Source organism: Frigoribacterium sp. Leaf164, assembly GCF_001423665.1.
Lineage (GTDB): Bacteria > Actinomycetota > Actinomycetes > Actinomycetales > Microbacteriaceae > Frigoribacterium > Frigoribacterium endophyticum.
The window spans coordinates 743,849-769,739 of sequence record NZ_LMOX01000003.1; the positions used below are offsets into that span (position 1 = coordinate 743,849).

A 25,891-nucleotide genomic window follows, 5' to 3' on the forward strand; every position below is an offset into this window, starting at 1 on the left:
GGCCGTGCGGCCGCGTCGCCGTCACGCGTCGCGCTCGGCGGCCTCCACGACGTTCTTCAGCAGCATCGCCCGGGTCATCGGGCCGACGCCGCCGGGCACCGGCGACAGGGCGCCGGCGACCTGCGCCACCGCCGGGTCGACGTCGCCCCGCAGCTTGTACTTGCCCGTCTCCTCGACGAGCACGCGCGTGATGCCGACGTCGATCACGGTCGCCCCGGGGGCGACCCAGTCGGGCTGCACCAGCCCGGCCACGCCGGCCGCCGCGACGACGATGTCGGCGCGGCGCACCTCGGCCGCGACGTCGACCGTGCGCGAGTGCGTGAGGGTGGCCGTCGCCTCGAGGCGGGTGAGCAGCAGGCCGAGCGGCCGCCCGACGGTGAGGCCCTGGCCGATGATCGTCACGTGACGGCCCGCGATCGGCACGTCGTAAGCGCGCAGCATCTCGACGATGCCGCGCGGCGTGCACGGCAGGGGCGTGTCGATCGAGCCCTTGCCGCCGGGCACCGCGAGCACGAGCTCGCCGAGGTTGACGGGGTGGAGGCCGTCGGCGTCCTTCGCCGGGTCCATCAGCTCGAGCATCGCCGTCGGGTCGATGCCCTCGGGCAGCGGCAGCTGGATGATGAAGGCGGTGACGGCGGGGTCGGCGTTCATCGTCTCGATCGCCGCGCGGATCTCCGCCTCGCTGGCCGTGTCGGGCAGGTCGAGGCGGATCGACTCGATGCCGACCTCCGCGCAGTCGCGGTGCTTGCCGGCCACGTACGACAACGACCCGGGGTTGGCCCCCACGAGGATCGTGCCGAGCCCGGGCACCACGCCACGGGCGCGCAGCGCGTCGACCCGGACGCGCAGGTCGGCCTTGACGGCGGCCGCGAGGGCCGTGCCGTCGATCTTCACCGCGCTGCCCGGCCCCGCGATGAGCGGGCGGTCAGCGGGCTCGACGGGTGCCGTCGCGGGAGCGCCGGGTGCCGCGTCGACCGCGGCTCCCGGCCCGACGCCGGCGCTCACGCGTAGAGCGGGAACGCGTCGGTGAGCGCCTTCACGCGCGCCGCGAGGGCCTCGATGTCGGGCTCGGGCATCAGCGCCAGGGCGATGACGTCGGCGACCTCGGTGAACTCCGCGTCGTCGAAGCCGCGGGTCGCGAGCGCCGGCGTGCCGATGCGGACGCCGGAGGTGACCATCGGCGGGCGAGGATCCCACGGGACGGAGTTGCGGTTGACGGTGATGCCGACCTGGTGCAGCAGGTCTTCCGCCTGCTTGCCGTCGACCTCGCTGGCGCGCAGGTCGACGAGCACGAGGTGCACGTCGGTGCCGCCGGTGAGCACGTCGATGCCGGCCGCCTTCGCGTCGGGCGCGGTGAGGCGCGCGGCGAGGAGCTGGGCGCCTCGGATGGTGCGCTCCTGGCGGTCCTTGAACTCGGGCTCGGCCGCGAGCTTGAAGGCCGTCGCCTTGGCCGCGATGACGTGCATCAGCGGGCCGCCCTGCTGGCCGGGGAAGACCGCGGAGTTGAGCTTCTTGAAGAGCGGCTCGTGGTTCGACAGGATCACGCCCGAGCGCGGGCCGGCCAGGGTCTTGTGCACCGTCGACGAGACGACGTGGGCGTGGGGCAGCGGCGACGGGTGCAGGCCCGCGGCGACGAGGCCGGCGAAGTGCGCCATGTCGACCCAGAGGTACGCGCCGACCTCGTCGGCGATGGCGCGGAAGGCCGCGAAGTCGAGCTGGCGCGGGTAGGCCGACCAGCCGGCGATGATGACCTTCGGCTTGTGCTCGAGCGCCTGGCGACGCACGGTCTCCATGTCGATGAGGTACGTCTCGGGGTCGACCTCGTAGGCCACGGCCTTGTACATCTTGCCGGAGAAGTTGAGCTTCATGCCGTGGGTCAGGTGGCCGCCGTGGGCGAGCTCGAGGCCGAGGATGGTGTCGCCGATGCTGGCGATGGCGGAGAGCACGGCGGCGTTGGCCTGGGCGCCCGAGTGCGGCTGGACGTTGGCGAAGTCGGCGCCGAACAGCGTCTTGGCCCGCTCGATGGCGAGGTTCTCGGCGACGTCGACGAACTCGCAGCCGCCGTAGTAGCGACGCCCCGGGTAGCCCTCGGCGTACTTGTTCGTCAGCACCGAGCCCTGCGACTCGAGCACGGCCCGCGGCACGAAGTTCTCGGAGGCGATCATCTCGAGGTAGTCGCGCTGACGGCCGAGCTCCTGCTCGAGCACCGCGGCGATCTCGGGGTCGACCTCGCTGAGCGGGGCGTTGAAGGTCGAGGGCGTCTTCTGGGGGGTCATGGCAGGGCTCTCTCTACACGGTCACGGGACGAGGGCGGCACGAGGTGCCGGTTCTTCAGGTGGCGTGGTGGCCCAGGCGTACGGCCACGTACCGTGTGTGCGTCGCTCCCCGATGGTCGACCATCTGAACGCCAGTCGCGACCCGTCGAGCATACCTCCGCGGGCAGGGGCGCGGGAGGCGCGGAGGCGGTCGTGCGGACCGCCGCGGCGTGGCACGCTGGGGGGCGTGACGCAGACCCTGGACGACACGCGCGTCGGCACCGAGACCGACCCGCGCCTCCTCGTCGCGCCCGACCGCCCGTGGGTCACGCTGGTCTGGGACGACCCGGTCAACCTGATGTCGTACGTGAGCTACGTCTTCCGCAGCTACTTCGGCTACTCGGCCCGCGAGTCGGAGCGGCTGATGATGCAGGTGCACACCACCGGCAGGGCCGTCGTCGCCACCGGCCCGCGCGAGGAGATGGAGCGGCACGTCGAGGCGATGCACGACTTCGGCCTCTGGGCGACCGTCTCGAAGGCCGACGAGTGATCCCCTTCCGTCGCGGCCGGGACGGCATGGAGCTCACGCTGCCCGACCACGAACGTGCCCTGCTGGCCGACCTCGTCGCGCAGCTCGTGAGCGTGCTCGAGGGTGGCGATCCCGGCGACCCGGCCCTCGCGCGCCTCCTGCCCTCCGCGTACCCGGACGACGAGGAGGCGGCGGCCGAGTTCCGCAGGTTCACCGCCGACGACCTGACCGCCCGCAAGGTCGCGAACGCCCGACGGGTGCTCGACGACCTCGGCCCGCCGCCGACCTCGCGGCTCGACGAGGCCGCGCAGCAGTCGTGGCTGCGCACCCTGACCGACCTGCGGCTGGTGCTCGGCAGCCGACTCGGCGTGACCGACGGAGGGCCGGCGCCGACCGACGACCCGGCCGCCCTCGTGATGAACGACGTCTTCGACTGGCTCGGCTACCTGCAGGAGAGCCTCGTGCAGGCGCTGACGCGCTGACCCCCGCTCGGGGTCGGCCACGGCACCGTCTCGGGCCTGCCGACGAGGGGGCGTCGCCGTAGGATGGGCCCCGGGGCGACGGCGGGGGCCCCGCCGTCCGAGGGGGAAGGGGGAGACGTGGCGCAGTCGCGATCCGGCGAGGCCCTGGGGGCGTCGTACCGCCTCGTCGAGCTGATCGGCTCGGGAGCGGCGGGCGAGGTGTGGCGCGCCACGGTCGCTCCGCACGACGACCAGGTCGCCGCCAAGCTGCTGAAGCCCGAGCACGCCGCCGACCCCGGGCTCGTCGAGCGATTCGTGCGCGAGCGCTCGGTGCTCGTCTCGCTGCGGCACCCCGGCATCGTGCGCGTTCGCGACCTCGTGGTCGAGGGCGACCGGCTCGCCATCGTCATGGACCTCGTGCCCGGCGGCTCGGTCGGCGACCTGCTCGAGCAGTCCGGCCCGCTGCCCGCCCGCGACGCCCTGACCATCGCGGCCGAGGTGCTCGACGCTCTCGCCGCCGCCCACCAGCGCGACGTCTCGCACCGCGACGTGAAGCCCGACAACGTGCTGCTCGCCGAGCCCTGGCACCCGGGGCTCGCGGGCGCCGTGCGCGTCAGCGACTTCGGCATCGCCTCCGTCGTCGGCGAACAGGACCGCCGCACGACCGGCCTCCTCGGCACCCCGCAGTACATGGCGCCCGAGCTCATCAGCAACGGGCGCTCGGGGCCCGCCGGCGACGTCTACGCGACCGGCGTCATGCTCTACCAGCTGCTCGCGGGGCGCACGCCGTTCGCCGGTCCGGGCACCGACTTCACCGTCGCCTACCGCCACGTCACCTCGACTCCCCCGCGGCTCGACCTGCCGGGCGACGTCTGGGCGGCGATCGACGGCCTGCTCGCCAAGGACCCGTCTGCGCGCCCCGCCGCGGCCGTGGCCGCCGAGCGCCTGCGCCGCCTCGCCGCCGCCCACGCCGACCTGCCCGCGCTGGCCGCCGTCGAGGCGCCCGAGGGCTTCGACGAGATCGAGCGTCCGGCGACGATCGTGCGCGGCGCCGCGGCCCCGGGAGGCGGCGCCTCCGGCGGGTCGACCGCCGAGCTCGAGAGCGCGCTCGCCCACGGCACCGACGTCGCACCCGAGGTGCAGGAGGCGCGGCCCGACCTGGGCACGGACGGCTCGGCCACCGTGGTGCGGCCGCTGCGACGCCCCGTCGCCGAGCCGGCCACGGTCGTCGACGCTCCCCCGCCCACGCGGCTCGAGCGCGTCCGTCAGCTCGCCGGGTCGCGACCCGGCTGGCTCACCGGACGCGTCGCGGCCCTCGGCGGCGTCGGCGTGCTGCTCGTCGTCGCGCTGGTCGTGGGCCTCGTCGTGCTCGTGCCGTCCGGGAAGGGCGGCGAGGCGTCCGCGCCCGCCACGGCCAGCGCCGCGGCGAACCAGCAGGACCAGGCGCTGCCGACCGGCCTCGGGGTCTCGCGCGACGCCTCCTCGGACACCGCCGCCGGCACGGTGACCCTGGCGATCACCTGGTCGGCGCAGGCCGCACCCCTCTCGGGCCCGCTGCTCGAGGTCGTGCCGGGGCTCGACTCCGACGCCGCGTGCCCGCCCGTGCGGTGGAGCTCCACCGAGGGGCCCGTCTCGGCGACCCGCAACCAGCCGTCGCTGACGGGCGTCTCGGCACCGTGCGGCTGGACGGTGTCGGGCGTCGAGGTGCCCGCCGGCGGCTCGGTCGAGGTCGAGGCGACGTTCCCCCTCGCCGTGGCGGACGCCGCGGCGCTCGACGAGTGGCTGGACGCCGCGGCGACCGCGACCAGCGAGGCCGTCGGGTCGGACCGCGTGAGCGGCACGGCGTACCCGGTGCAGCGCCTCCGCGACGTCGTCGTGACGACCCCGTCGCGCACCGTCAGCCAGACGGCCCTGCCGGTCACCCTGGTGCCCGTCTGGCCGAGCGGCCCCGACGAGCTGAACCCGCTCTACACGAGCCCCAGCACGGGCACGCCCTCGCAGATGCTGCAGGACGTCGCCGGCGGCGAGGCGGGCGTGCGCTTCGCCGACGGGTGCTCCGGGGCCCTGGCGGTCTCGACCGACGGCCTCGTCGTGACGGCGCTGTCGATCGCCCCGCAGTGCGTGCTCCGGGCCACCGTGGGCAACTTCACGGCCCTCGAGAGCTCGACGTTCGGCATCACCGCCCGCGACTGACCCGCGGAGAGCCGCCGGCCGGCAGTGGTCTGCAGACCGCCGCCCGCCCGCACTCCGAGGATCAGGCGCTCGGGCTGATGGTCTGCACGAGCCGCACCGCGCCTCCCACGCAGGCGTAGCCGCGCCCGCGGCTGAGCGCGACCGGCGCGCGCCGCGGCAGGGTGGCGCCGAGCAGGTCGCCGTCGTAGTCGACGTCGGGCTGCAGCAGCACGCCGCAGCGGGCCTTGCGGACCGTCTTCGTCCAGTGGCTGTAGAGGGTGCGAAGGTCGGCGGACCGGCCCGCGGCGACCACCGTCACCGGCGTGCGGCTCGCGAGCAGCGACGCGATCGACTGGTCGGCGTCGTCGAACCGCTCGGCGTCGTCGATCAGCAGCACGACCGGGCGGCGCTCCAGCCGCAGCGACGCGAGCAGCGCCGGGACCTCGTCGACGCCCACGGCGACGCGGTCGAGCCCGGCCGTCGCGAGGGGCGAGCGCCGGTCGCCGATGCCCCAGACCGCGGGACGGTCACCGGGCAGGGCGCGGATCGACTCGGCGAGGGCGCAGAGCAACGTCGACTTGCCCGACCGGGCGGGCCCGGCGATCATCACGTGCTCGCCCTCGTAGACCTCGAGCTGCGCGGGGGTCAGGTCGTCCTCGCCGATGCCGATCGGCAGCAGCCACGGCTCGCCCGTGAGCACGGGCGCGAGGTCGAGCTCGTCGACGCGGACGTCGTCGGGCAGCTGGCCGATGGCGTTGGCCTTCGGCGGCGTGCCGGCCCAGGCCCCTCGCACCTGCGCCACGGCCGCGGCCAGGTCGCCCTCGGGCGTCGCGACGTGCATCTGCAGCCCCGTGACGGTGTCGACGCAGCGACCGGGCACCGCGGCCGGGACGCTCTTGCCCCGGATGCCGTAGGAGGCGTAGTCGTACTGGTCGGCGAGGCGGTACAGCCACTTCTGCGTCGTGACCTCGTCCATCGCCGACGGCACCGCCTTGGCACGGGTCGTCGACACGGCGAACGAGAGGCCGAGGCCGGGGCCGTCGGCGTAGACGCGGTAGAGCAGGTCGAGCAGCTGCTGCCCCTCGTAGTCCTGGTACTCGTCGCGGAGGGCGGCCAGGCCGTCCAGCAGGACGACCGCGCGCCTCCCCGTCCCCGGCGACGCCCGACGCACCTCGAGCTCGGTGCGCAGGTGCCGCAGGAACCGCGCCTGCTGCTCCTTGGCCCCCGTGCCCGAGCCGACGTACGCGACGGTGTGCGGCAGGTCGGCGAGCGGCGCGAGGCCGCGCGAGCCCATGTCGAGCACGTAGAGGTCGAGGTCGTCGGGCGAGGTCTCGCGGGCCATCGTCAGCGCGATGCTCGAGAGGGTCGTGCTCGTGCCGCTGCCGACGATGCCGAGCAGCATGAGGTTGCCCTCGTCGAGCCGCCAGCCGGCGGGGCTCTGCCGCTGCAGGTCGGGCTCGTCGGCGAGGGCCACGGCGACGAGGTCGCCCCGGACGCCGCCCACGACGGGCACGGCGGGCTCAGCGGGCAGGGCGGGCACGGCGGGGGCGGCGCCGGCTGCGGCCGCGACCGCGTCGACGGTCTCGGGCCCGGCCGCCTCGGCGAAGCCCTCCAGCGCGACCCGCTCGCCCAGCGCCTCCGGCCAGACCTGCCGCGGCGGCGCGATGCCGGCGTCGGCGTTCGCCTGCACGACCGCGTCGATCAGCACGTCGAGGTCGGCGGCGTCGTTCGCCGTGGCCCGAGGAGGCGCGGGAGCGGCCACCGGCACGCCGAACGCCCCGATCTCGCGAACGTCGACGGCGCCCGCGGCGACCTCCTGCGCGCGGCCCGTGACGAGGGCGGTCTGCACGGGGGTGATGTCGTCCTGGCCGAGCTTCACGTAGGCGCGGCCGGTCTGCGCACGCCCGATGCCGGCGGCCGCGGGCACGCCGATGACGTTGCTCGAGTCCTCCCGGCTCTGCACGCGCAGCGCGACGCGGAGGTTGGTGTTGGCGAGGATGTCCTCGTTGACGACGCCGGCGGGGCGCTGCGTCGCGAGGATCATGTGCACGCCGAGCGTCCGGCCCACGGCCGCGACGCTGACGAGCGACGACAGGACGTCGGGGAAGTCCTTGGCGAGCATCGCGAACTCGTCGACCACCAGCAGGAGGCGCGGCATGGGCTCCGCCGGACCGGTGCGGAGGTACGCGTCGAGGTTGTCGACGTCGTCCCCCGCCTCGGCGAAGACGCGCTGACGGCGCTCCATCTCGGCCTCGAGCGCCCGCAGCGCCCGGTCGGCGAGCTGCTCGTCAAGGTTGCTGATGGTGCCGATGGTGTGCGGCAGTCGCTCGCAGGCCTTGAAGGCCGCGCCTCCCTTGAAGTCGATCAGCACGAAGGTGAGGCGGGTCGGGTCGTTGCGCGCCGCGAGCCCGGCGACGAGCGAGCGGAGGAACTCGCTCTTGCCCGAGCCGGTGGTGCCGCCGACGAGGCCGTGCGGGCCGTCCTCGACCAGGTCGAGCGTGAGCACGCCCGTCTCGGCGGAGCCGATGGGCGTCGAGACGCCGGTGTCGGCCGCCCACATCGCGCGGATCGCCTGGGCGTCGAGGGCCTGGTGGCCGAGCAGCTCGGGGAGGCGCACCAGCGACGGCAGGGAAGCGCCGGGCACGATCAGCTCGGGGTCGTCGAAGTGCGCGAGGTGGCGGGCGCACTCCTCGGCGGCCTCGAGGGTGACGCCCGCGAGCACGACGTCGTCGACGCGGGCGCGGTCCTCCGGGCGGTGCACGGTCGCGGCCGCGTCGTCGCCGACGACGATGACGCTGGTGCAGGCGGCCGGGAGCTGCTCCTCGGAGGTCGCGATGACGATGCCGCTGACGCGGTGCGGCCGCTCGCCCGGGCGGAGGCTGACGCCGGGCACGCTCCGGCCGTGGCCGAGCAGGGCGCGGGCCGGGGCGTCGCGACCCTCGGTGAGCACCTCGGAGTCGAGCACGACGAGCAGGGCCGGGGTGGGCATCTCGTCGACGGTCTCGCGGAGGCCACGGAGCACGGAGGCGCTCGCCTCGCGCTGCGCCGACATCCACCGCTCGCCCGTGCTGCTGCCCGCGCGGCGGGTGTGCGGCAGCCAGGAGGCCCACTCCCAGTCGGCCTCGCGGCCACGGTCGCAGAAGGTGCCGACCGTGAGGTCGGCGGGCCCGCAGTGCACGGCCGCCTGCACGAGGAGGCTGCGGGCGAGGGCGAGCGCCCCGGCCCGGTCGCCGACGATGCCGACCACGCCGGCGTCGCTGAGGTCCACGACGACGGGCGCGGCGGGCAGGAGGCCGGCCTCGAGCGCCTCCTTGACCTTCTCGTCGCGGCGGGAGACGCCGCGGTCGTCGACCTCGGGCTTCCAGGGCACGTCGCCGATGCCGCCGTGCAGGGCGAGGAAGTCGTCGTCGCCCGCGCGGCGCTGCCACAGCTGGGTCGTCGGCACGGCCGGGCGTCGCAGCACCGTGGCCGGGTCGGGGGCGAGCTCCTGACGGCGGCGCACCTCCTGGGCCGCAGCGTCCGCGATCTCGCGGCGGAACGCCTCCACGGCGGTCGCGAAGCGCTCCTCCTCCTCCTCGAGGTTCTTCCTGCGGCGGTGCTTCTGCTCGAAGTACATGCCGATGGCCATCACCGGGCTGAGCAGGGCGAAGAGCGCAAAGCGGGCGTCGCCGAGCAGCAGCACCATGGCGCCGGCCAGCACGAGCGGCGCCACGACGGTGATGACGCTGAACTTCGAGGCCGGCGGCACGTCCTTGCGGGTGGGCGGCAGCACGGGCTCGATCTCGCCCACGCGGCCTGGGCGGGGCGGGCGGTTGAAGGGCGCCGTCGCGGCAGGTGTGAGGTTGTGCAGCGAGCCAGGAGCCGGCACGGGCGACTCGGGCAGGTCGGGGCGCACGATCAGCACCGCGCCGCCCACGATCACGGTGGTGCCCTCGGTGACGCGGACGCCCTCAGCGCCCACCTTCTCGCCGGCGACGACGGTGCCGTTGGTCGAGCCGGAGTCGCGGATCAGCACGCCGTCGTCGTCGAGCGCGACCGTACAGTGCTCCCAGGAGGCGCTGGCCGTCGGCAGCACGAGGTCGGCCTGCGGCGAGCGGCCGACGACGAGCGGGCGGGTGCGGGGCACCTCGACCACGCGCCCCACGGCGAGCCCGCCGGCGAGCGTGACGTTCCAGCCGGCGACGCGGGCCGGCCGCGTCGTGGCTGTGCGGGCGACGCGCGACCCCTCGAGCAGCACGAGCTCGCGCAGCGGCGTGCCGACCGACACGGCCGAGGCGTCGACGAACAGGTCGTCGTCGGGCCCGACGGAGCAGCCCGCGGCCTCGACCAGCTCGGCCAGGGTCGCGGAGCCGCGCCAGCGGTCGACCTCCACGCTGCGTCGCTGGTCGTCCAGCTCGATCACCACGCGCATGCGGGTCTCCCTCTCGTGCCGCGGGCCGAGCGGGGTCGGCCTCGTCGTCGGTGCGGGGGCGGCGGCGTGGACCACGACGCCGCCCGGGCGGTGCTAGTCGGTCGTCGGCCCGGCGAACCAGACCAGGCGGGCCACCCCGGCGTCGGCGGCCGGGCGGAGTCCGAGGGCCTGCGAGGAGGCGTGCAGCACCTCGACCTCGCCGGTGTCGGGCTCGTCGGCGCCGAAGTCGAGCGCCGGCCCGGCGATGCCGTCGGAGGCGACGAGCGAGAGCGAGCCGAGGGCCGCGGAGACCTCGGCCGGGTCGGAGCTGCCGGCCGCCGAGACGGCACGGACGAGCGCCAGGACGGCGTCGTGGCTGCGCGAGTCGGCCTGCGCGGCCACGGCCGAGAAGGGCTGGTCACCCGTGAGGTTGACGGCGTCTCCGTCCCGGGCGAGCACGCGCACGCCGGCCAGGAAGGCCGACATCGTGCGGCCGGCGGCGTCGGAGCGGAGGGCCACGGCGTCGTCGGTCTGCACGCCCACGGTCGTGAGGTCGCCGGCCAGGCTGCCGCCGCGCTCGCTCAGCGCCGCGGTGAACGCCGGGCTCGTCGCCTCGGGCGTCAGCACGACCGGCACGGGCAGGTCGGCGGACTGGAGGGCTGCCACGAGGGCGGCCTGGCGCGTGGCCGAGCCGCTCAGCAGCACGGCGGTGGCGGGGACGGCGACGGCGGGGGGCGCCGCCTCCGCGGGGGCGTCGGGGTCGACGTCGGTCGACGGTGCCGCGCCGGCGAGCCGGGCGACCTCGTCGGCGACCGCGGTGTCGTCGCCGACGGCCGAGGCGACCAGGATGTCGGCCACGGCGACGCCGGCCGGGCTGCCGCCGCCGAGGTCGACGAGCAGCGTGTGCGTCGACCCGCCGAGCGCGGCCTGGAGGGCGGCGCCCGTGACGGCGGCGTCGGGCGCGGTCGACCAGGCTCCCTCGCCGGAGCCGCCGGGCACCTCCGCGTAGGGCAGCACGACGGGCACGCCGGCCTCGCGGGCGGCGTCGACCGCGCCGGAGACGTGGCTGCCCGAGCTGGCGACGACGATGCCGGCGACGCCGTCGGCGACGAGCACCTCGACGGCCGCGCGGGCGCCCTCGGCGCTGCCGCCGTCGTCCTGCACGGAGAGCGACACGTCGCTGCCGCCGAGCTCGAGGCGGCGCTCGGCGACGAGGCCGCCCTGGGCGGCTGCGGCCCACGCAGAGCCCTCGCCCTGCCCCAGCGTGATCACGACGCCGACGGTCGTGCCGTCGGGCACGTCGGAGGCGCGGATCGCCACGGGCACGGAGGCCGGCACCGGGTCGGCGACCGCACGCTGGTCGCCGCGCACGGCCACGACGACCGCGACGACGACGGCCGCGACGACCACCACGGCTCCCGCCGCGAGCAGGAGGCGGCGACGGGGGCGCCGCGGACGCGTCTCGTCGACGCCGGTCTGCTCGGCCGGCTCGGCCGCGGCCGTGCTGCGGGAGGAGGCGTCGGACGGGCTGGCGTGGCTCACTGGTCGGCTCCGATCCGGAAGGACCACAACGTGGTCGAGGTCGCGCCGGCCGGCACGTCGAGGTGGAACGCCGGCAGCGTGGCCGCGGCGTCGACCGACGCCGTGAACTGCGCCTGCTCGCGCATGATGCCCGCGACGTCCTCCGCGCGGATGTTGGCGTAGCCCGACGCGCTCTTCGAGGCGAGGGCCAGCTGGTAGTCGGCAGTGTCCGACTTCGCGGCGCTCGTGGCCATGGCCCCGAGGATGCCGGAGCCGTTCACCTGGCGGTCGCCGAGGTCGAGCATGACCGCGGCGAGGTCGGCCGTGAGCAGCGTGCGCGCACCGTCGACGTCGCGCGTCGAGGAGGCCGTGCTCTGGGCGATGCGCTCGAGGGTCGAGGCCGTCTGGGCGTCGACGGCCGTGGTGAGGGCCGCCGTCTGCTCGTCGATCGTGCCGCGCTGCTCCTCGATGGTCTCTCGGGCGTCGCCGACGACCACGTCCGACGTGGAGGTGAGGCCGGCGATCGAGCGGGTGAAGGCGTCGACGACCGAGGCCTGGCTGACGGCGCCCTGCTCGGCGACGACGCGCACCTGCTGGCCGACGAGGGCCTGGACCTGCTCGGCGACGTCCTCCGAGGTGTCGGCGAACGCCTCCTCGACCTGGTCGGCGAGGCCCTGCTGCTGGGTGCGGACGCGCTCCAGGCGGATGCCCAGGTCGGCCGTGTCGGCAGTGGTGACGGCAGCGGCCTCGCGGAGCTGCTCGACGGCGCCGTCGACCGAGCCGTCGCCCGCGGCGACCGCGCGACGGACGTCGGCCGCCGCGGCGGCCAGGTCGTCGCCCTGCTCGTCGAGGTCGGCGAGCACGAGGCCGAGGCCCTGCGTGTCGTCGTCGACGTCGGTGGTCGCGACCACGTCGTCCCAGGCTGCCAGCTGGTCGTCGAGGCGCTCGGCGAGGGAGGCGCGGTACGGGAAGGGTGCATCGAGCTGGGCCGGCGTCGGCGCGGGCTGCCCCGGCTCGACCTCCGTGCCCCCGTCGTCGGCGCAGCCCTCGGCGACCAGGTAGGAGCGGAGGCGCTCCACCTCGTCGCGGCTGATGCCGGGGCCCCCGCCGTCGTCCTGGACGACGTCGCAGAGCTCGGCGGCGACCTTCTCCGCCTGGGCGCGCATCGACCCGATCTGCTGCTCGTCGCCGATCTCGCGGCGGGCGCTCTCGGCGCGGTCGTGGAGGCCGTCGACCTGGTCGCGCAGCGTGCGGGTGCTGGTGCGCACCGACGTCACGGTGGCGTCGAGGGCGGTCAGGGCCGTGGCCACGGCCGAGTCGGACGGGTCGACGGCGAGGGCCTCGATCTGCGCGGAGAGGTCCACGAGGTCCGCCGTGACGTCGGCGTGACGGTCGAGGGCGGCGTCGGCGAGCTCGGGCTGGAGCGACTCGGCGAGCTCCTCGCCCTGGCCCACGAGGCCGACGAGTGCGAGGGTGACGAGCAGCGAGGAGCCGTAGAGCGAGCAGGTGAGCGACTGCTGCGTCGCGCAGATCTCGGCCGTGGGCTCGGCCGGGCCGACCGTCGATGCGAGCGACGCCGAGACCTCGTCGCGGCAGAGCGCGCTGGCCTGGGCGTAGGCGTCGAGCTGCGTCGACATCTGCAGGAGGCTGCCGTAGACGCTGCCGGCCTGCTCGGGGGCGGGGACGACCGCGGCGCAGCCCTCGCCGTCGAGCGTCACGGCCGGCGCGGTCGCCGTCGTGTCGCCGAGCAGCGTGTCGACGCTCGTGACCGTCGTCTGCAGCTGGGAGAGGACCGTCGACTGCGTGGCGGTGACCGTCGCGCCGAGGTCGCTCTCGAGAGCGGTCAGCTGCCCGCTCAGGCCCTGCATGGTGCTCGCGAGGGAGGCGCTGCTGTCGCGGAGCTGCTCCGCCGTGCGGACGCCGAGGGTGTCGGAGGTGCTCTCGAGGTTGGTGCGCACCTCGGTGATCGTCTCGCCCGCGCGGCTCAGCACGAGGTCGACGTCGGAGACGAGGGCGATGGTGCGCTCCTGCAGCGCGAGCTCGCTGGTCGAGCTGTCGTCGAAGGCCGAGGCCAGCACGCCGTCGACGGAGAGGTCCGTGGAGAGCCCCGCCTGGGCGGCGAGGTCGAAGGTCGGCGATCGGAAGTCCGCGACGTCGGCGACGAGGTGCAGGGTCGTGCTGGCGCCCGAGCGGGGCGGGGCGAGCAGCGCGCCCCACTGGACGACGGCGTCGCCGCCGTCGTTCGTGCTGACGATGCCGTCGGTCGCCCCGGCGGCGCCGGAGGCGTCGGTGACGACCGAGCTCGGCGAGACGCCCTCGAGCACCGTCGAGGCCGCGAGGCTGAGGGGGGCGCCGACCAGCGCGGGGTCGGTGCGCGACGAGCCGGCGACGTCGTAGGTGAGCTCCTGCGGCGCCACCGTGAGGTTCTCGACGGTCAGGTCGATCTCGACCCGCCCGTCGAAGCCGTCGAGGTCGGCGAGGTCGGTGCCCGACCGGTCGCCGGCACGGTACGACGTGCTCACGCGGATCGGCAGGTCGTCGGCGACGTCGGCGGGCACGTGCTCGGTGCTGCTCGTCGAGGTCGTGCCGGTGGTGTCGTCGACGGAGACCGTCGTGCTGTCGACGGCCGTGATCGACCCGTCGCTCGACAGGGTGGTGGCGACCGACTGCAGGACGCGGGTGGGGTCGGTCACCTCGGGCGCGCCTCCCGTGCAGCCCGTCGCGACCACCGCGACCACGCCGACCACGGCGACCGCCGACAGTCCCCGGGCGCGGCGGAGCGCCCTCCCTCGTCGGGCGGAGCCGGTGCCCCGCGTCGTGCTCGTCTGCGCGTCGGAGCGCACGGCGACGCCCCCGTCGTTCGATCCCCAGGTCATGACGACCAGTCCCCTCGTGATGACGTTCCTCCGCCCAGAGTAGCCCGAGGCGGTGCACCGACAGATCGGTCGCACGCCCCCCGAAGGGGGACCGACGGATCGGTGCACGAGGGTGCATCCTCGACGAGACGAGGTAGTCTCGTCTCGTTCCGGCCCCGGGGGCGCGTCTCGCGCAGGGCCACACCACGATGAAGGGGTACATCACCATGTCTCGCGTTCTCTCCACCGAGCAGGCCAAGACGGCCATCCAGCAGCTGCAGTCGATCGTCAACGGCGGCTTCACCGACCAGATCACCCAGCTCGACGCCCAGGGCCGCATCCTCTCCGACGCCAACGTCTGGGACGGCCCCCTCGCCGCCACCTTCCGCGGCTCGACCTGGCCCGAGACCAAGGCCGCCCTCGACAAGGCCAAGACCGAGCTCGAGCAGCTCCGCACCCAGCTCGACAAGATCTCGCAGGACATCTTCACCGCCGGCGGCGGCGCGTAGCACCACCCGAGGTCCCGGCTGCTCCCCCGAGGGGGAGCGGCCGGGACCTCCTGCCGTCGCGCCCGCCGTCCGCGGGCGCGACCGTCGATTGATCCATCTGCACTCGGGGGAGAAGAGCACATGACCGATCCGTACGGCAACGAACCGCTGAAGTTCAGCTTCTGGGCGGCCGACAACCTGAAGTCGGCGTTCACGAACGCGGCGTCCGACGTCGAGGGGCAGACCGCCTCGCGCGCCTCCGCCGTCGAGACCGGCAAGCAGGAGTTCCGCGGGCTCTTCGCCGACCTCTTCGCCGAGAACGCGACCACGGCGGCGAGGGGCGCCGAGGGCCTAGTCGACAAGCTCCGCGAAGCTGCCGACTTCGTCGACCAGATCATGGAGTCGGCGAAGCGAGAGAACGCCCGCCGCAAGGAGGCGCGCGACTACACGCAGCGCCAGGCCGAGCGCAACGTGGTCGACCACGTCGTCGACGCCTTCACCGGCGGCGAGAAGGCCCCGACCACGAAGAAGGAGGACCAGCTCGTCCTCCGGGCGAGCTACACGCCGCCGCCCCGCGAGGTGCCCACGGGCGGGGGCGCGTCCGGCCCGACGTCGTCGGCCCTGCCGGCGAACCTGCGGTCGTTCGCCTCCTCGACGACGACGCTCGACGGCGAGCTCTCGTCGCGCCCCGGCACCCTGTCGTCCGCCCTCGACACCTTCTCGACGCAGTGCGACTGGGGCGAGTTCTCCGCCGACGGGCTCGTGCGCGCCCTCTCCGCCTGGCTCGACGACAACGCGAACGACGCCGCCTGGGCCACCACCGTCGCCGACAAGTTCGCGCAGGCCGGCGGCGAAGGGTCGGTGTCGACCCTCTCGAACGCCGCGATCGCCGCCTCGCTGCAGGCCGCCGGCATCGACCTCGGCCGCGACGACCTCGTCATCGAGCCACCGCAGGCCTACGGCGGAGCTCCGACGAACGGCTTCTCGGTCGACCCCGTCAACACCACCACCGGTAACTTCCTCGAGACCGAGGTCGACCTGCCGTTCGCGGGCGCCAGCACGACCCTGAGCGTCTCGCGCACCTACAACAGCCTCGACGGCACCGTCGGCCTCTTCGGGCCGGGCTGGTCGTCCGTCCTCGAGACGCGCCTGGAGCTCGACGACGAGGGCGCGACCTTCACGATGGGCGACGGCCGTCAGGTCGTCTTCCCGCGCCTCGGCGACGGCTGGGACCGCGCCGTCGGCGAGAACTGGTGGCTCGCCTCCGAGGGCAGCATGCTGGTCGTCCGCGACAACGCCGGCGCCCGCTGGGACTTCACCCCCTCGGGCACCTGGCTAGGGTCCGCCGGAGGCGCGGACACGGCCGTGCAGGTCGCTCGCGGCTCCGACGACCTCCCGGCCCGCCTCACGCACGCCCGCGGCCGCTGGGTCGAGGTCGAGTACGTCGACGGCCGCGTCGCCGTGCTGCGCTCGTCGGACGGGCGCCGGGTCGAGCACTCGTACGACGAGGCCGGACGGCTGGTGGCCGCGACCACCGAGGCCGGCACCCGCCGCTACGGCTGGGACGACGCGGGGCTGATCACGACGGTGACCAGCGCCTCCGGCGTGGTCGAGGTGGTCAACTCGTACGACGACCGCCGACGCGTCGTCGAGCAGCTCACGCCCCACGGCCGCGCCGTGCGCTTCGCCTACCTGCGCGGCCGCGTCACGGTCGTCTCCGACCACGACGGCTCGCGCTCCGACACCTGGATCTCCGACGCCCGCGGCCGTCTCGTGGGCCTGCTCGACAGCTCCGACCAGCGCCAGTCGATGAGCTACGACGCCCACGGGAACCTCGTCTCGGTGATCGAGCGCGACGGCAGCGTGACCGTGCACGGGTATGACGAGCGCGGCCGCCGCGTGCGCACCGTCACGCCCGCCGGCGCCGACCTCACCTGGAGCTGGGACGACCACGACCGCGTCACCACCGTCGTCACCGAGTCGGGCGCCGTCGTGCAGTACGAGTACGCCGACGACGCCGATCGGGACCCCTCGACGATCGTCGACCCCGAGGGCGGGCGCACCGAGCTGGTCTGGCGCGACGGCCTGCTGCAGCAGGCCACCGACCCGACCGGCGTCGTGGTGCGCTGCCGCTACGACGAGCACGGCGACCTCGTCGAGACCGAGAACGCCCTCGGCGACGTCGCGCGCCTCGAGCGCGACCAGGCCGGGCGGCCCGTCGCCGCGGTGAGCCCGAGCGGCGCCCGCACGACCTTCCGCTACGACGCCGCGGGCATGCTCGTCTCGCGCCGCGACCCCGACGGCGCCACCTGGCGCTTCGAGAACGGCCCCGGCGGTCGCCGCACCGCCGTCGTGGACCCGCTGGGCGCCCGCACCGAGCTGAGCTACGCCGCGAACGGCGAGCTCGAGAGCACCACCGACGCCCTCGGCCGCGTCGTCACGCGCACGTTCGACGACCAGGCCGCGCTGGCCCGCGTCGTCCTCGCCGACGGCAGCGTGCAGTCGTTCACCTACGACGCCTTGTCTCGGCTGCGCACGGTCACCGACCCCACGGGGGGCGAGTGGACCCACGAGCACGACCTCGTGGGCGCGCTCACCGCCGTCGTCGACCCGACGGGGGTCAGGCAGGAGGCGCGGCGCGAGACCGCCGACGGCACGGCTACCCTGCGCGACGCGTTCAGCACCACGACCCTGCGCTTCGACGAGTTCGGGCGCCCGGTCTCGCAGACCTCCGCCGACGGCTCCGCCGAGCTGACGACCTACGACCGCTGCGGCCGCCCGGTCGAGCTCGTCGACGGCGAGGGCGGCCTCACGCGCCTCGAGCGCGACGCGGCCGGCCGCGTCGTCGCGGTCGTCTCCCCCGGCGGCGCCCGCACCTCGTACGAGTACGACGCATGCGGACGACCGGCCGCCAGCACCGACCCGCTCGGCGCCCGCACGACGCTGACCCACGACGCCGACTCCCGGGTCGTGGCCCGCACCCTGCCCACCGGCGAGGTCGAGCGCATCGCCTACGACGCCGTCGGGCGCGTCGTCTCGCGGCACGTGCCCGGCGCGGGCACCGCCCGCCTCGGCTACGACGCCGCCGGACGGCTGACCTCCAGCCAGGACACCCGCCACGGCCGGCGCCGCTTCCGCTACGACGCCGTCGGGCAGCTCGTCGAGGCCGTCGACGGCCTCGGCGGCGTGACCCGCTACGAGCACGACGAGCGGGGCCGCGTGGTCTCCGTCACCGACCCGCTGGGCGGCGTCACCCGCCGCGCGTTCGACGCCGCAGGCCGCCTCGTGAGCTCGACCGACCCGCTCGGCCGCACGACGACCACCGGGTGGGACGCCGCGGGCCGACGCGTGCTGCGTCGCGACCCCGACGGCCGCGAGACCCGGTGGAGCCACGACGCCGCCGGCCGCCCCTCCGCGATCACGGTCGACGGCCGCGAGACCGCGGCCCTCCACCTCGACCCCGCCACGCGCACCCTGCGCGTGGTCGACCGCTCGCGGGGCGAGGGCGTCGACGTTGAGCACGAGCTGGTCTTCGACCGGCGCGGGGCGCTCGTCCGCCGCGCGCGCGGCTCCGAGGCGATCACGTGGGAGCACGACGCCGACGGCCGCCTCGCCGCCCGCGTCGACCCCGACGGCACCCGCACCGAGTACCGCCGCGACGCCGCCGGCCGGGTCGTCTCCGTGTCTCACGCCGGAGTCGAGTCGACCCTGTCGCACGACGCCTCGGGACGCCTCGTCGGGTCGGTCGCGGGCGACGTGGCGCAGACCTGGCGCTACGACGACGGCGAGCTCGTCGAGCACGTCACGACCCGCCTCGACGGCGTGCGGAGCACGCTCGTCGAGCGCGACGACGACGGTCGCATCCGGCGCGTCGAGGGCGCCGACGGCGCTGTCGAGTACGAGTACGACGCGGCCTGCCAGCTGCGCTCGGTCCGCGCCTCCGGAGGTGCCCTCACCACCTGGGAGTACGACGCGGCCGGACGAGTCGTGAGCGAGTCGGCCGACGGTGCCGTGTCGCGCTCGACCTACGACGCGGCGGGCCAGCTCGTCTCGCGCGAGCTGCCCGACGGGCGCCGTCTCGACTACGTGCACGACGGCCTCGGCCGCCGCGTGCGGGAGATCGCCGACGACGGCTCGTACGTCGAGTACGCCTGGTCCGACCTCGGGTCGCTGGCCTCGGTCGTCGACCGCGACCCCGACGGCGCGGTCGTGCGCCGCACCGACCTCTGGGTCGATGCGCTGGGCGAGCTCGCCGCGATCGACGGCGTCGAGACCTGGTGGGACACCGCCAGCGCCGTCCCCGCCCTCGTCTCCGTCGGAGGCGCGTCGGTGTTCACCCTGCCGGGAGGCGCGACTCAGGTCGGCGACGACTGGCTCGGCCCGGCCTGGCGCGGCGTGCGGGCGACCGACGCGGGCGACCCCTGGGGCTCGGCCGACGCCTCCTCGGGGCTGGCGGGCCTGGAGCTGCCCGGAGGCGCGTCGCTGACCGCCACGGGCGGGCTGCAGATCGGCGGCCTCGAGTGGCTCGGCGCGCGGGTCTACGACCCGTCTGCCCGCGGGTTCCTCTCCGTCGACCCGCTCGCACCCGTCACGGGCGCGGCATGGTCGGGCAACCCGTACTCGTACGCCGGCAACGACCCGATGCACGCCGTCGACCCGCTCGGGCTCCGGCCCGCGACCGACGCCGACATGAAGGCGTTCGCGACCGCGAACCAGGGCGCCTTCGCCGCCGCGGGCACGTGGTGGGACGAGAACTGGGAGTACGTCGCTGCGGGCGCCGCGATCGTCGGCGGCGTCGCGCTCATGTGCACCGGCGTCGGCGGGCCCGCCGGCATCGCCCTCATGGCGGCCTCGGGAGCCCTCCTCTCGGGCGGCATCTCGGTGGCGTCGCAGAAGGCCACGACCGGCGAGGTCGACTGGGCCAAGGCCGGCGTGGACACCCTGATCGGCGGGGTCATGGGAGGCGCGGGCGCCGCGGCCGGCGCCTGGGCGACCGGCAGCCAGGCAGCCCGGTCGGCCCTGGCCGTGTCGAACGGCATGAACCGCGTCGGCACCGCCGTCGGCGGCGCGGGGCAGCGTGCCCTCGCCAAAGCCGGACAGGCGATCATGTCGGAGACCGGCAAGAAGGTGGTCGCGAACGGAGTCGTCGGTGCCGCAGGCAACTTCGGCACCTACGCGGCGACCACGGACGAGTGGCACTGGGACGAGGCTCTCGGGGCCGCCGGCAACGGCTTCGTCAGCGGCGGCACGGGAGCGTACGGCGGCCGCTTCACCGGCGAGCTCACCGGAGCGGCCGGGTTCCTGGCGAACGGTGCCGTCGGCGCCACCAGCAGCCTGCTCGGCGGAGGGGCCGAAGCCATCATCAGCAACGAGGGCTACCAGCCGGCCGACCTCCTCTGGAACGCGGGGAGCGGCTTCGTCCTGGGGCAGATGCCGGAGGCGGAGGGCACCCCGGGCACCGACCCCGGCTGGGGCATCCACTTCGGCAACGCCGGTGCCGGGCAGGTCGCCAGCTGGGGTGCGGACTCGATCCACGAGGTCGGCGTCGGCATTGGTATCTTGCCACGATGAGCAACGAGACAGCCAAGGGCAAGCCCCGGCGGGAACTGACGGACGACGAGATCGCAAAGGGCACGGTCGTGAACCGGTGGGTGCGCCGCGCCCTGGCCGCGGGCCTCGTCGCGTCGCTCGTCGTCGCCGCGGTGGTCGTGCTGAGGGTGCCCCTCGACACCACGATCGCCTACCGCGGGAACGGTCGCGACGTGGGCCTGCCCGTGCTGGCGCTGCTGCTCGTGCCGCTGATCTTCGTCATCGGGCTGTTCAAGTCACGCGGCCCGGATGCCGGCAAGGTCCCCGAGGCAGAACGCCAGTTCATCGTGGTCGGGTACCCGATCTTCATGGTGCTCGCCCTCGGTGGGCAGCTGTGGTTCGCGGCGTTGTTCTTCGACGCGGCAGGGGCCTGAGGCCGCGACGGTGACCGTGGTGTCGGCGGAGGAGGACCTCGAGGAGGGGCGCGTCGCCTACCTGTGGGGCAGCAGGGCGATCCTCGTGACGAGCCTGTTCCTCGCAGCTGTCGCGATCTCCGTGTCCACGCAGGTCCCCCTCGACACTACGATGGCCTACAGCCGGTCGAGCGGCGCGTTCCGGATCCCCGTCCTCGGCCTCGTCGTCCTCCTCGTCTTCCTCGCGGTGGCGTGGCTGCGAGGCAGGGGCCAGGACACGAAGGAGCTGCCGCGAGCAGAGCGCTTCGTCATCTACATCGTCTACCCCGTCGTGCTGGCGGGGTTCATCTGGGCTCACCTCACGCTGGCGGCCGGGTTCCTCGCCGAGGGCCGCCAGCGGGCCTCGGCGAGGAGGCTGACGACTCAGCCCAGAGGCTCGTAGGGCAGGACGGTGCCGTCGCCGCAGCGCACGGAGTCCGAGGCGCCGGCGACCGAGAAGGTGATCTCCGGGGTCCAGTCGGACGCCTCGAAGTCGGCCAGCGTGCCCACGCTCTTGGGGTAGACCGCCGTCACGACGTCGCCGGAGGCCGTGGCGGCGTCGGGCACGTCGACGCCCTCGTCGTCGCCCACGGCCGCGGTGGCGGAGCGGAAGGCGCCGCCCACGAACTCGGACGACAGCAGCGCCTCGCCGTCGTCGCTGCCGAGGATGAGCTGGAAGGTCGCCTCCTCGGTGTCGCCGTCGACGGGCAGGCCCGTGAAGACGACCTCGTAGGAGTCGCTGGTCTCGGTCAGCTGGACGGTGCCGGTCACCGCGCCCTCGAGGTCGCAGGAGGCCTCGCCCGGCGTCGTCGCGGGAGTCGAGGTGCTCGCCTCGGGGCTGTCGCCGCCGGCCGCCTGGTCGGACGAGCCCGCCGAGCAGCCCGCCAGCAGCACGCTCAGCAGCACCGCCCCGGTCGCTCCGATGGCCCGTGTGCTCGTCGTCGACGTCATGGTCGTCTCCCCCTCAGGTGGCGTGTGGCGGCCGGGTGGGGCCGCGTCGTCGACGCTAGCAGCCCGGCCACGGACCTGTCGGTCCGCCGGACGTCGCCCCGGGAGGGCTCAGCTCTCCTTGGGGAAGAGAACCCACAGCACCACGTAGAGCAGCACCTGGGGGCCGGGGAGCAGCAGCGACGCGACGAAGATCACGCGCACGAGGAACGGGCTGAGGCCGAAGCGGTTCGCGAGGGCGGCGCAGACGCCCGCGATCATCTTGCCGCGGCGGGGACGAGTGAGGGTGGCCATGCGCCCAGCGTGCCAGCCGAGGCTGGGGCGTGCCCGAGCGTCGGCGACGCCGCGGCCGCGGCTCGTCCCTCCCCAGGGCGTGCCCGTCCCCGGGAGCACGCCCGACCCGGCGCCGACCTCGGGGCTCGCCCTCCGGCCTGGGATGATGGGGGGATGAGCGCATCACTCGTGGCCAAGGGCCTCGCCGGCGGCCACGGGCACCGCACGCTGTTCGACGACCTCGACCTCACGGTCGCGCCCGGCGACGTCGTCGGCGTGGTGGGCGTGAACGGGGCCGGCAAGTCGACGCTGCTGCGCCTCCTCGCGGGCGTCGACGAGCCGCAGGCCGGCAGCGTCACCCTGAGCCCGGGCGACGCCTTCGTCGGCTGGCTGCCGCAGGAGCACGAGCGCGTGCCGGGCGAGACGGTCGCCGGGTACATCGGGCGCCGCACGGGCAGCACGCAGGCCACCGCCGAGATGGACGCCGCCGCCGCGGCCCTCGGCGAGGTCGACGCCGCCCCGCGCGCCGACGGGCTCGACCCGGCCGACGTCTACTCGACGGCGCTCGACCGCTGGCTCGCGAGCGGGGCGGCCGACCTCGACGACCGCCTCCCCCAGGTGCTCGCCGACCTCGGGCTCGACAGCGACGGCGACGGCGCGGTCGGCCCCGCATCGCTGATGACCGCGCTGAGCGGCGGTCAGGCCGCCCGCGTCGGCCTCGCGGCCCTGCTGCTCAGCCGCTTCGACGTCGCCCTGCTCGACGAGCCCACCAACGACCTCGACCTCGACGGCCTCGAGCGGCTCGAGCGCTTCGTCGAGGGGCAGCGCGGCGGCATCGTGCTGGTCAGCCACGACCGCGAGTTCCTCGGCCGGTGCGTCACGACGGTGCTCGAGCTCGACCTCGCCCAGTCGTCGAACCGGGTGTTCGGCGGCGGCTACGACTCGTACCTGGAGGAGCGCGAGACCGCCCGGCGGCACGCGCGCGAGGCGTACGACGAGTTCGCCGACAAGAAGGCCGACCTGGTCGGCCGGGCGCGCACCCAGCGCGAGTGGTCGAGCCAGGGCGTCCGCAACGCGATGAAGAAGGCGCCCGACAACGACAAGATCCGTCGCAAGGCGTCGGCCGAGTCGAGCGAGAAGCAGGCGCAGAAGGTGCGCCAGATGGAGAGCCGCATCGCTCGGCTCGACGAGGTCGACGAGCCCCGCAAGGAGTGGCAGCTCGAGTTCACCATCGGCTCCGCGCCGCGGTCGAGCGCGGTCGTGTCGACGCTCAGCGGCGCCGTGTTCCGCCAGGGCGACCCCGAGACGGGCGAGTTCGTGCTCGGGCCGGTGTCGCTGCAGGTGGCGGGCGGCGACCGCATCGGCATCACCGGGCCGAACGGTGCCGGCAAGTCGACGCTGCTGCGCGGCCTCCTCGGGCGGCAGGCGCCGACCGAGGGCGGCGCGAGCACCGGCACCAGCGTCGCCGTCGGCGAGATCGACCAGGCCCGCGCGCAGCTCGCCGGCACCGTGCCGCTCGCCGAGGCGTTCGAGGCGCTCGTGCCCGACTGGCCCCAGGCCGAGGTCCGCACGCTGCTCGCGAAGTTCGGGCTCAAGGCCGACCACGTCTCTCGCCCGGTCGACGAGCTCTCGCCCGGCGAGCGCACCCGCGCGGGCCTCGCCCTGCTGCAGGCCCGCGGCGTCAACGTGCTCGTGCTCGACGAGCCCACCAACCACCTCGACCTCGCGGCCATCGAGCAGCTCGAGCAGGCGCTCGAGACGTACGAGGGCACGCTCCTCCTCGTGACCCACGACCGCCGGATGCTCGAGACGGTCCGCCTCGACCGGCACTGGCGGGTCGAGGGCGGCAGGGTGACCGAGTCGTGAGGGCCGCACCGCGACTCCTCTCGCACCTCGGCGTCGTCGCGGGCCTGGGGCTGCTCGGCCTCGGACTGACGGCGTGCACCACGGGCGAGACGGCGCCCGCCGCGGAGACGTCGGGCTCGGCGAGCTCCCCCGCGCCGAGCGCCACGGGCCCGTCGGGCGCCTCCGGCTCCTCCTCGGCCGCCCCCTGGGCGACCTGGGACGCGGCCCTGGCCGCCGTCGACGACGAGCCGGCCCGCTGGCTCGCCGTGGGCGACTCGATCACCGAGGGGCAGGGCGCCTCGTCGCTCGGCACCCGCTGGGTCGACCTCACGCGGGACGGGCTGCGGGCGGCGCACCCGGTCGAGGGAGTCGCGGGCGGGGTCGGCTACCGCCCGGCCGCCTTCGCGACGTACGGGCCCGACTCCCCCTGGGCGCAGTGGGCCACCGCCCGTGACGGCCGCACCACGGCGGTCACCGACGTCGCCGACCTGGGGCACCGCGCCGTCGAGCTCGACCCGGGCTCCAGCCTCCGGTACGACATCGTCGGCACCGACCTCGACCTCTGGTGGACGCCCGGCGAGGGGGCGTTCTCGTACCGCGTCGACGCGCAGGCGGAGGTGGTGGTCGACACGGCCGCAGGTGCCTCAGGCGGCTCGAGCGGCTCGGACGGCTCGAGCGGCGCGGATGCCTCGGACGGCTCGGACGCCTCCGGCGCGGTCGGCGTGACCGAGGTCACGGGGCTCGCCGCCGGGCCGCACGTCGTCACGATCTCGGTCGCCGACGACGCCCCGGCGAGCGTGGTGCTGCAGGGCCTGGCCCAGTTCGACGGAGACCGCGGGCGCGGCGTCACCCTGTACGACTCGGCACGCTCGGGCGCGACGGTGTCGACGTTCACCGACGACCTCGACGGGTTCCTCGCCGCGGCAGGGGCGGCGCAGCCCGACCTCGTGACGATCACGCTGGGCGCCAACGACGCCGTGACGACGAGCCCCGACGACCTCGCGGCCGGCTACACCACGCTGATCGAGGGGCTGCAGGGCCTCGACTCCGCCCCGTCGGTGCTGGTCGTGGACGAGTTCACGCCGGCGCTCAGCGTCGCCTCGGCGTGGAACGGATCCGCCGCCGACTACCGGAGCGCCGTCGAGGAGGTCGCCCGCCAGACGGGCTCCGCGCACGTGACGATCGACGACGCCCTGGCCGGGTCGGGGGTCGCCGACCTCGGCTCGCTGCTGTCGGCCGACGGGCTGCACCCGAACGACGCGGGGCAGCGTGTGCTGGCCGACTACCTGACGGCGACGCTCGCGCGGGGCTGAGCACCGCTGTCGAGCCGCACGAGGAGCACGCCCTCGCCGCGGACCCGGCCACGGCGTGGCCCCGGGCGAGGACGAGCTCCCGTCGGCGGCCCGGGCTAGTCGAGCAGGGCGTACGTCAGCGCGAGGGTGTCGTCGGTTGAGAGCGGCTCGTCGCCCTCGCCGGCGGCGGTGGAGCCGACGATGACGAGGCCGTGCGGCGTGATGACGCTCGCCTGCGTGGTGGGCACGTCGGCCTGGTCGATCGTCGACACGAACGCCCGTCCGCCCACCGCCGAGGCGAGGCCGTCGTCGACGGACTCGGTGCCCTCGGACGCGGTGATCTGCGAGACCTGCTCGTCGATGGCCGCGGCGTCGAGCTCCTGCGCGCTCGCGAGGGCGATGATCGCCGAGCCCTCCTGGGGCTCGACGCCCGGCGTCGACCAGATGCACTGCACGCTGGAGGCGCTGGTGCTGCCGCCCTCCTGCAGCTCGAGGCCGTCGATCGAGCCGCCGAGCGCGGTGCCGACCTCGTCGCACGAGGCGAAGGAGGTGAGGGTGCCGCTCCGGGGAGCCTCGGCCTCCAGGGCCGAGCCGCCGGAGCCGCTGCCGCTGCCGCTGCCGTCGCTGCCCGCGCTGCTGCCACCGCTCGCGTCGCCCGAGTCGTCGCCGCCGGCCGTGCAGCCGGTGAGCACCAGGCCGAGCGCGAGGGCCCCGGTGGTGAGGGCGGTCAGCGCCGCCCTCGAAGTCGTCGTGGTCATGGGTCCCCCTGCTGTCGCCGGCGACGCTCGTCGTCGCCGGACCGGGCCACCCTACGCGGCGGGGAGACCGCCCGGCCCTGGCCGCGGAGCGCGCCCGGCCGGACGGCTCCCGGCGACGGCGGG

The 25,891-nt window shown here is 75.1% G+C and carries 17 protein-coding genes and 1 riboswitch; of the genes, 9 read left to right on the top strand and 8 right to left on the bottom strand.

All coding sequences use genetic code 11. The annotated features are described in order from the left end of the window. Positions 1-21 precede the first annotated feature (21 nt). Together ASF82_RS11440 and glyA are read right to left on the bottom strand one after the other, a co-directional pair. Positions 22-915 carry a bifunctional methylenetetrahydrofolate dehydrogenase/methenyltetrahydrofolate cyclohydrolase gene (locus ASF82_RS11440; protein ID WP_056059029.1) on the bottom strand — a complete coding sequence of 298 codons (894 nt, stop codon included), beginning with the start codon at positions 913-915 and terminating at the stop codon, positions 22-24. 86 nt (positions 916-1,001) lie between these two features. Further along, a complete protein-coding gene (glyA, locus tag ASF82_RS11445) occupies positions 1,002-2,276 on the bottom strand; it encodes a serine hydroxymethyltransferase (protein ID WP_056057107.1) in 1,275 nt (424 codons plus the stop codon). Between the two features lie 63 nt (positions 2,277-2,339). Continuing rightward, positions 2,340-2,425, bottom strand: a riboswitch (ZMP/ZTP riboswitch). 77 nt (positions 2,426-2,502) lie between these two features. Here glyA and clpS point away from each other — a divergent pair. The 3 genes from clpS (at position 2,503) to ASF82_RS11460 (ending at position 5,438) form a co-directional block, all read left to right on the top strand. Then, positions 2,503-2,805 carry an ATP-dependent Clp protease adapter ClpS gene (gene clpS / locus ASF82_RS11450; protein WP_056057109.1) on the top strand — a complete coding sequence of 101 codons (303 nt, stop codon included), beginning with the start codon at positions 2,503-2,505 and terminating at the stop codon, positions 2,803-2,805. After that, on the top strand, positions 2,802-3,266 hold the full coding sequence (locus tag ASF82_RS11455; RefSeq protein WP_082514592.1) for a DUF2017 domain-containing protein: 465 nt from the start codon (positions 2,802-2,804) through the stop codon (positions 3,264-3,266). The genes clpS and ASF82_RS11455 overlap by 4 nt, the downstream gene beginning before the upstream one ends. 117 nt (positions 3,267-3,383) lie before the next feature. After that, complete coding sequence (locus tag ASF82_RS11460; RefSeq protein WP_056057113.1) at positions 3,384-5,438, top strand: serine/threonine-protein kinase; 2,055 nt, start codon at positions 3,384-3,386, stop codon at positions 5,436-5,438. A gap of 61 nt (positions 5,439-5,499) precedes the next feature. Here the strand turns inward: ASF82_RS11460 and ASF82_RS11465 are convergent, their stop codons facing one another. The 3 genes from ASF82_RS11465 to ASF82_RS11475 form a co-directional block, all read right to left on the bottom strand. Continuing rightward, the gene (locus ASF82_RS11465) at positions 5,500-9,828 is read right to left on the bottom strand and encodes an FtsK/SpoIIIE domain-containing protein (protein WP_056059032.1); all 4,329 of its coding nucleotides are present in this window, start codon (positions 9,826-9,828) and stop codon (positions 5,500-5,502) included. Between the two features lie 93 nt (positions 9,829-9,921). Beyond that, complete coding sequence (locus ASF82_RS11470; RefSeq protein ID WP_056057116.1) at positions 9,922-11,349, bottom strand: ABC transporter substrate-binding protein; 1,428 nt, start codon at positions 11,347-11,349, stop codon at positions 9,922-9,924. After that, a complete protein-coding gene (locus ASF82_RS11475) occupies positions 11,346-14,204 on the bottom strand; it encodes a hypothetical protein (protein WP_056057117.1) in 2,859 nt (952 codons plus the stop codon). The genes ASF82_RS11470 and ASF82_RS11475 overlap by 4 nt, the downstream gene beginning before the upstream one ends. A 206-nt stretch (positions 14,205-14,410) precedes the next feature. On the opposite strand from ASF82_RS11475, the gene ASF82_RS11480 reads away from it, so the two are divergent. The 4 genes from ASF82_RS11480 (at position 14,411) to ASF82_RS11495 (ending at position 21,055) form a co-directional block, all read left to right on the top strand. Further along, entirely contained in the window at positions 14,411-14,692 is a 282-nt protein-coding gene (locus tag ASF82_RS11480; protein ID WP_056057119.1) for a hypothetical protein, read from the top strand. 120 nt (positions 14,693-14,812) lie between these two features. Then, complete coding sequence (locus tag ASF82_RS11485; protein WP_056057121.1) at positions 14,813-20,242, top strand: DUF6531 domain-containing protein; 5,430 nt, start codon at positions 14,813-14,815, stop codon at positions 20,240-20,242. Then, positions 20,239-20,634, top strand: a complete 396-nt coding sequence (locus ASF82_RS11490; RefSeq protein ID WP_056057124.1) for a hypothetical protein — start codon at positions 20,239-20,241, stop codon at positions 20,632-20,634. The genes ASF82_RS11485 and ASF82_RS11490 overlap by 4 nt, the downstream gene beginning before the upstream one ends. Positions 20,635-20,644: 10 nt before the next feature. Next, on the top strand, positions 20,645-21,055 hold the full coding sequence (locus ASF82_RS11495) for a hypothetical protein (protein ID WP_056057126.1): 411 nt from the start codon (positions 20,645-20,647) through the stop codon (positions 21,053-21,055). Here the strand turns inward: ASF82_RS11495 and ASF82_RS11500 are convergent. Next, positions 21,037-21,603, bottom strand: a complete 567-nt coding sequence (locus ASF82_RS11500) for a hypothetical protein (RefSeq protein WP_056057128.1) — start codon at positions 21,601-21,603, stop codon at positions 21,037-21,039. The genes ASF82_RS11495 and ASF82_RS11500 overlap by 19 nt on opposite strands. 108 nt (positions 21,604-21,711) lie before the next feature. Next, complete coding sequence (locus ASF82_RS11505; protein ID WP_056059034.1) at positions 21,712-21,894, bottom strand: PspC domain-containing protein; 183 nt, start codon at positions 21,892-21,894, stop codon at positions 21,712-21,714. A 153-nt stretch (positions 21,895-22,047) separates the two neighbouring features. Here ASF82_RS11505 and ASF82_RS11510 point away from each other — a divergent pair, with 153 nt between their 5' ends. After that, positions 22,048-23,739, top strand: a complete 1,692-nt coding sequence (locus ASF82_RS11510; protein WP_056057130.1) for an ABC-F family ATP-binding cassette domain-containing protein — start codon at positions 22,048-22,050, stop codon at positions 23,737-23,739. After that, positions 23,736-25,031, top strand: coding sequence for an SGNH/GDSL hydrolase family protein (locus ASF82_RS11515; RefSeq protein WP_056057132.1), 1,296 nt, complete (start codon positions 23,736-23,738; stop codon positions 25,029-25,031). Before ASF82_RS11510 ends, ASF82_RS11515 begins: the two co-directional genes overlap by 4 nt. Before the next feature lie 95 nt (positions 25,032-25,126). Here the strand turns inward: ASF82_RS11515 and ASF82_RS11520 are convergent, their stop codons facing one another. Continuing rightward, positions 25,127-25,768: a hypothetical protein gene (locus ASF82_RS11520; RefSeq protein ID WP_056057134.1), complete on the bottom strand. Its 642-nt coding sequence runs from the start codon at positions 25,766-25,768 to the stop codon at positions 25,127-25,129. Positions 25,769-25,891 lie beyond the last annotated feature (123 nt).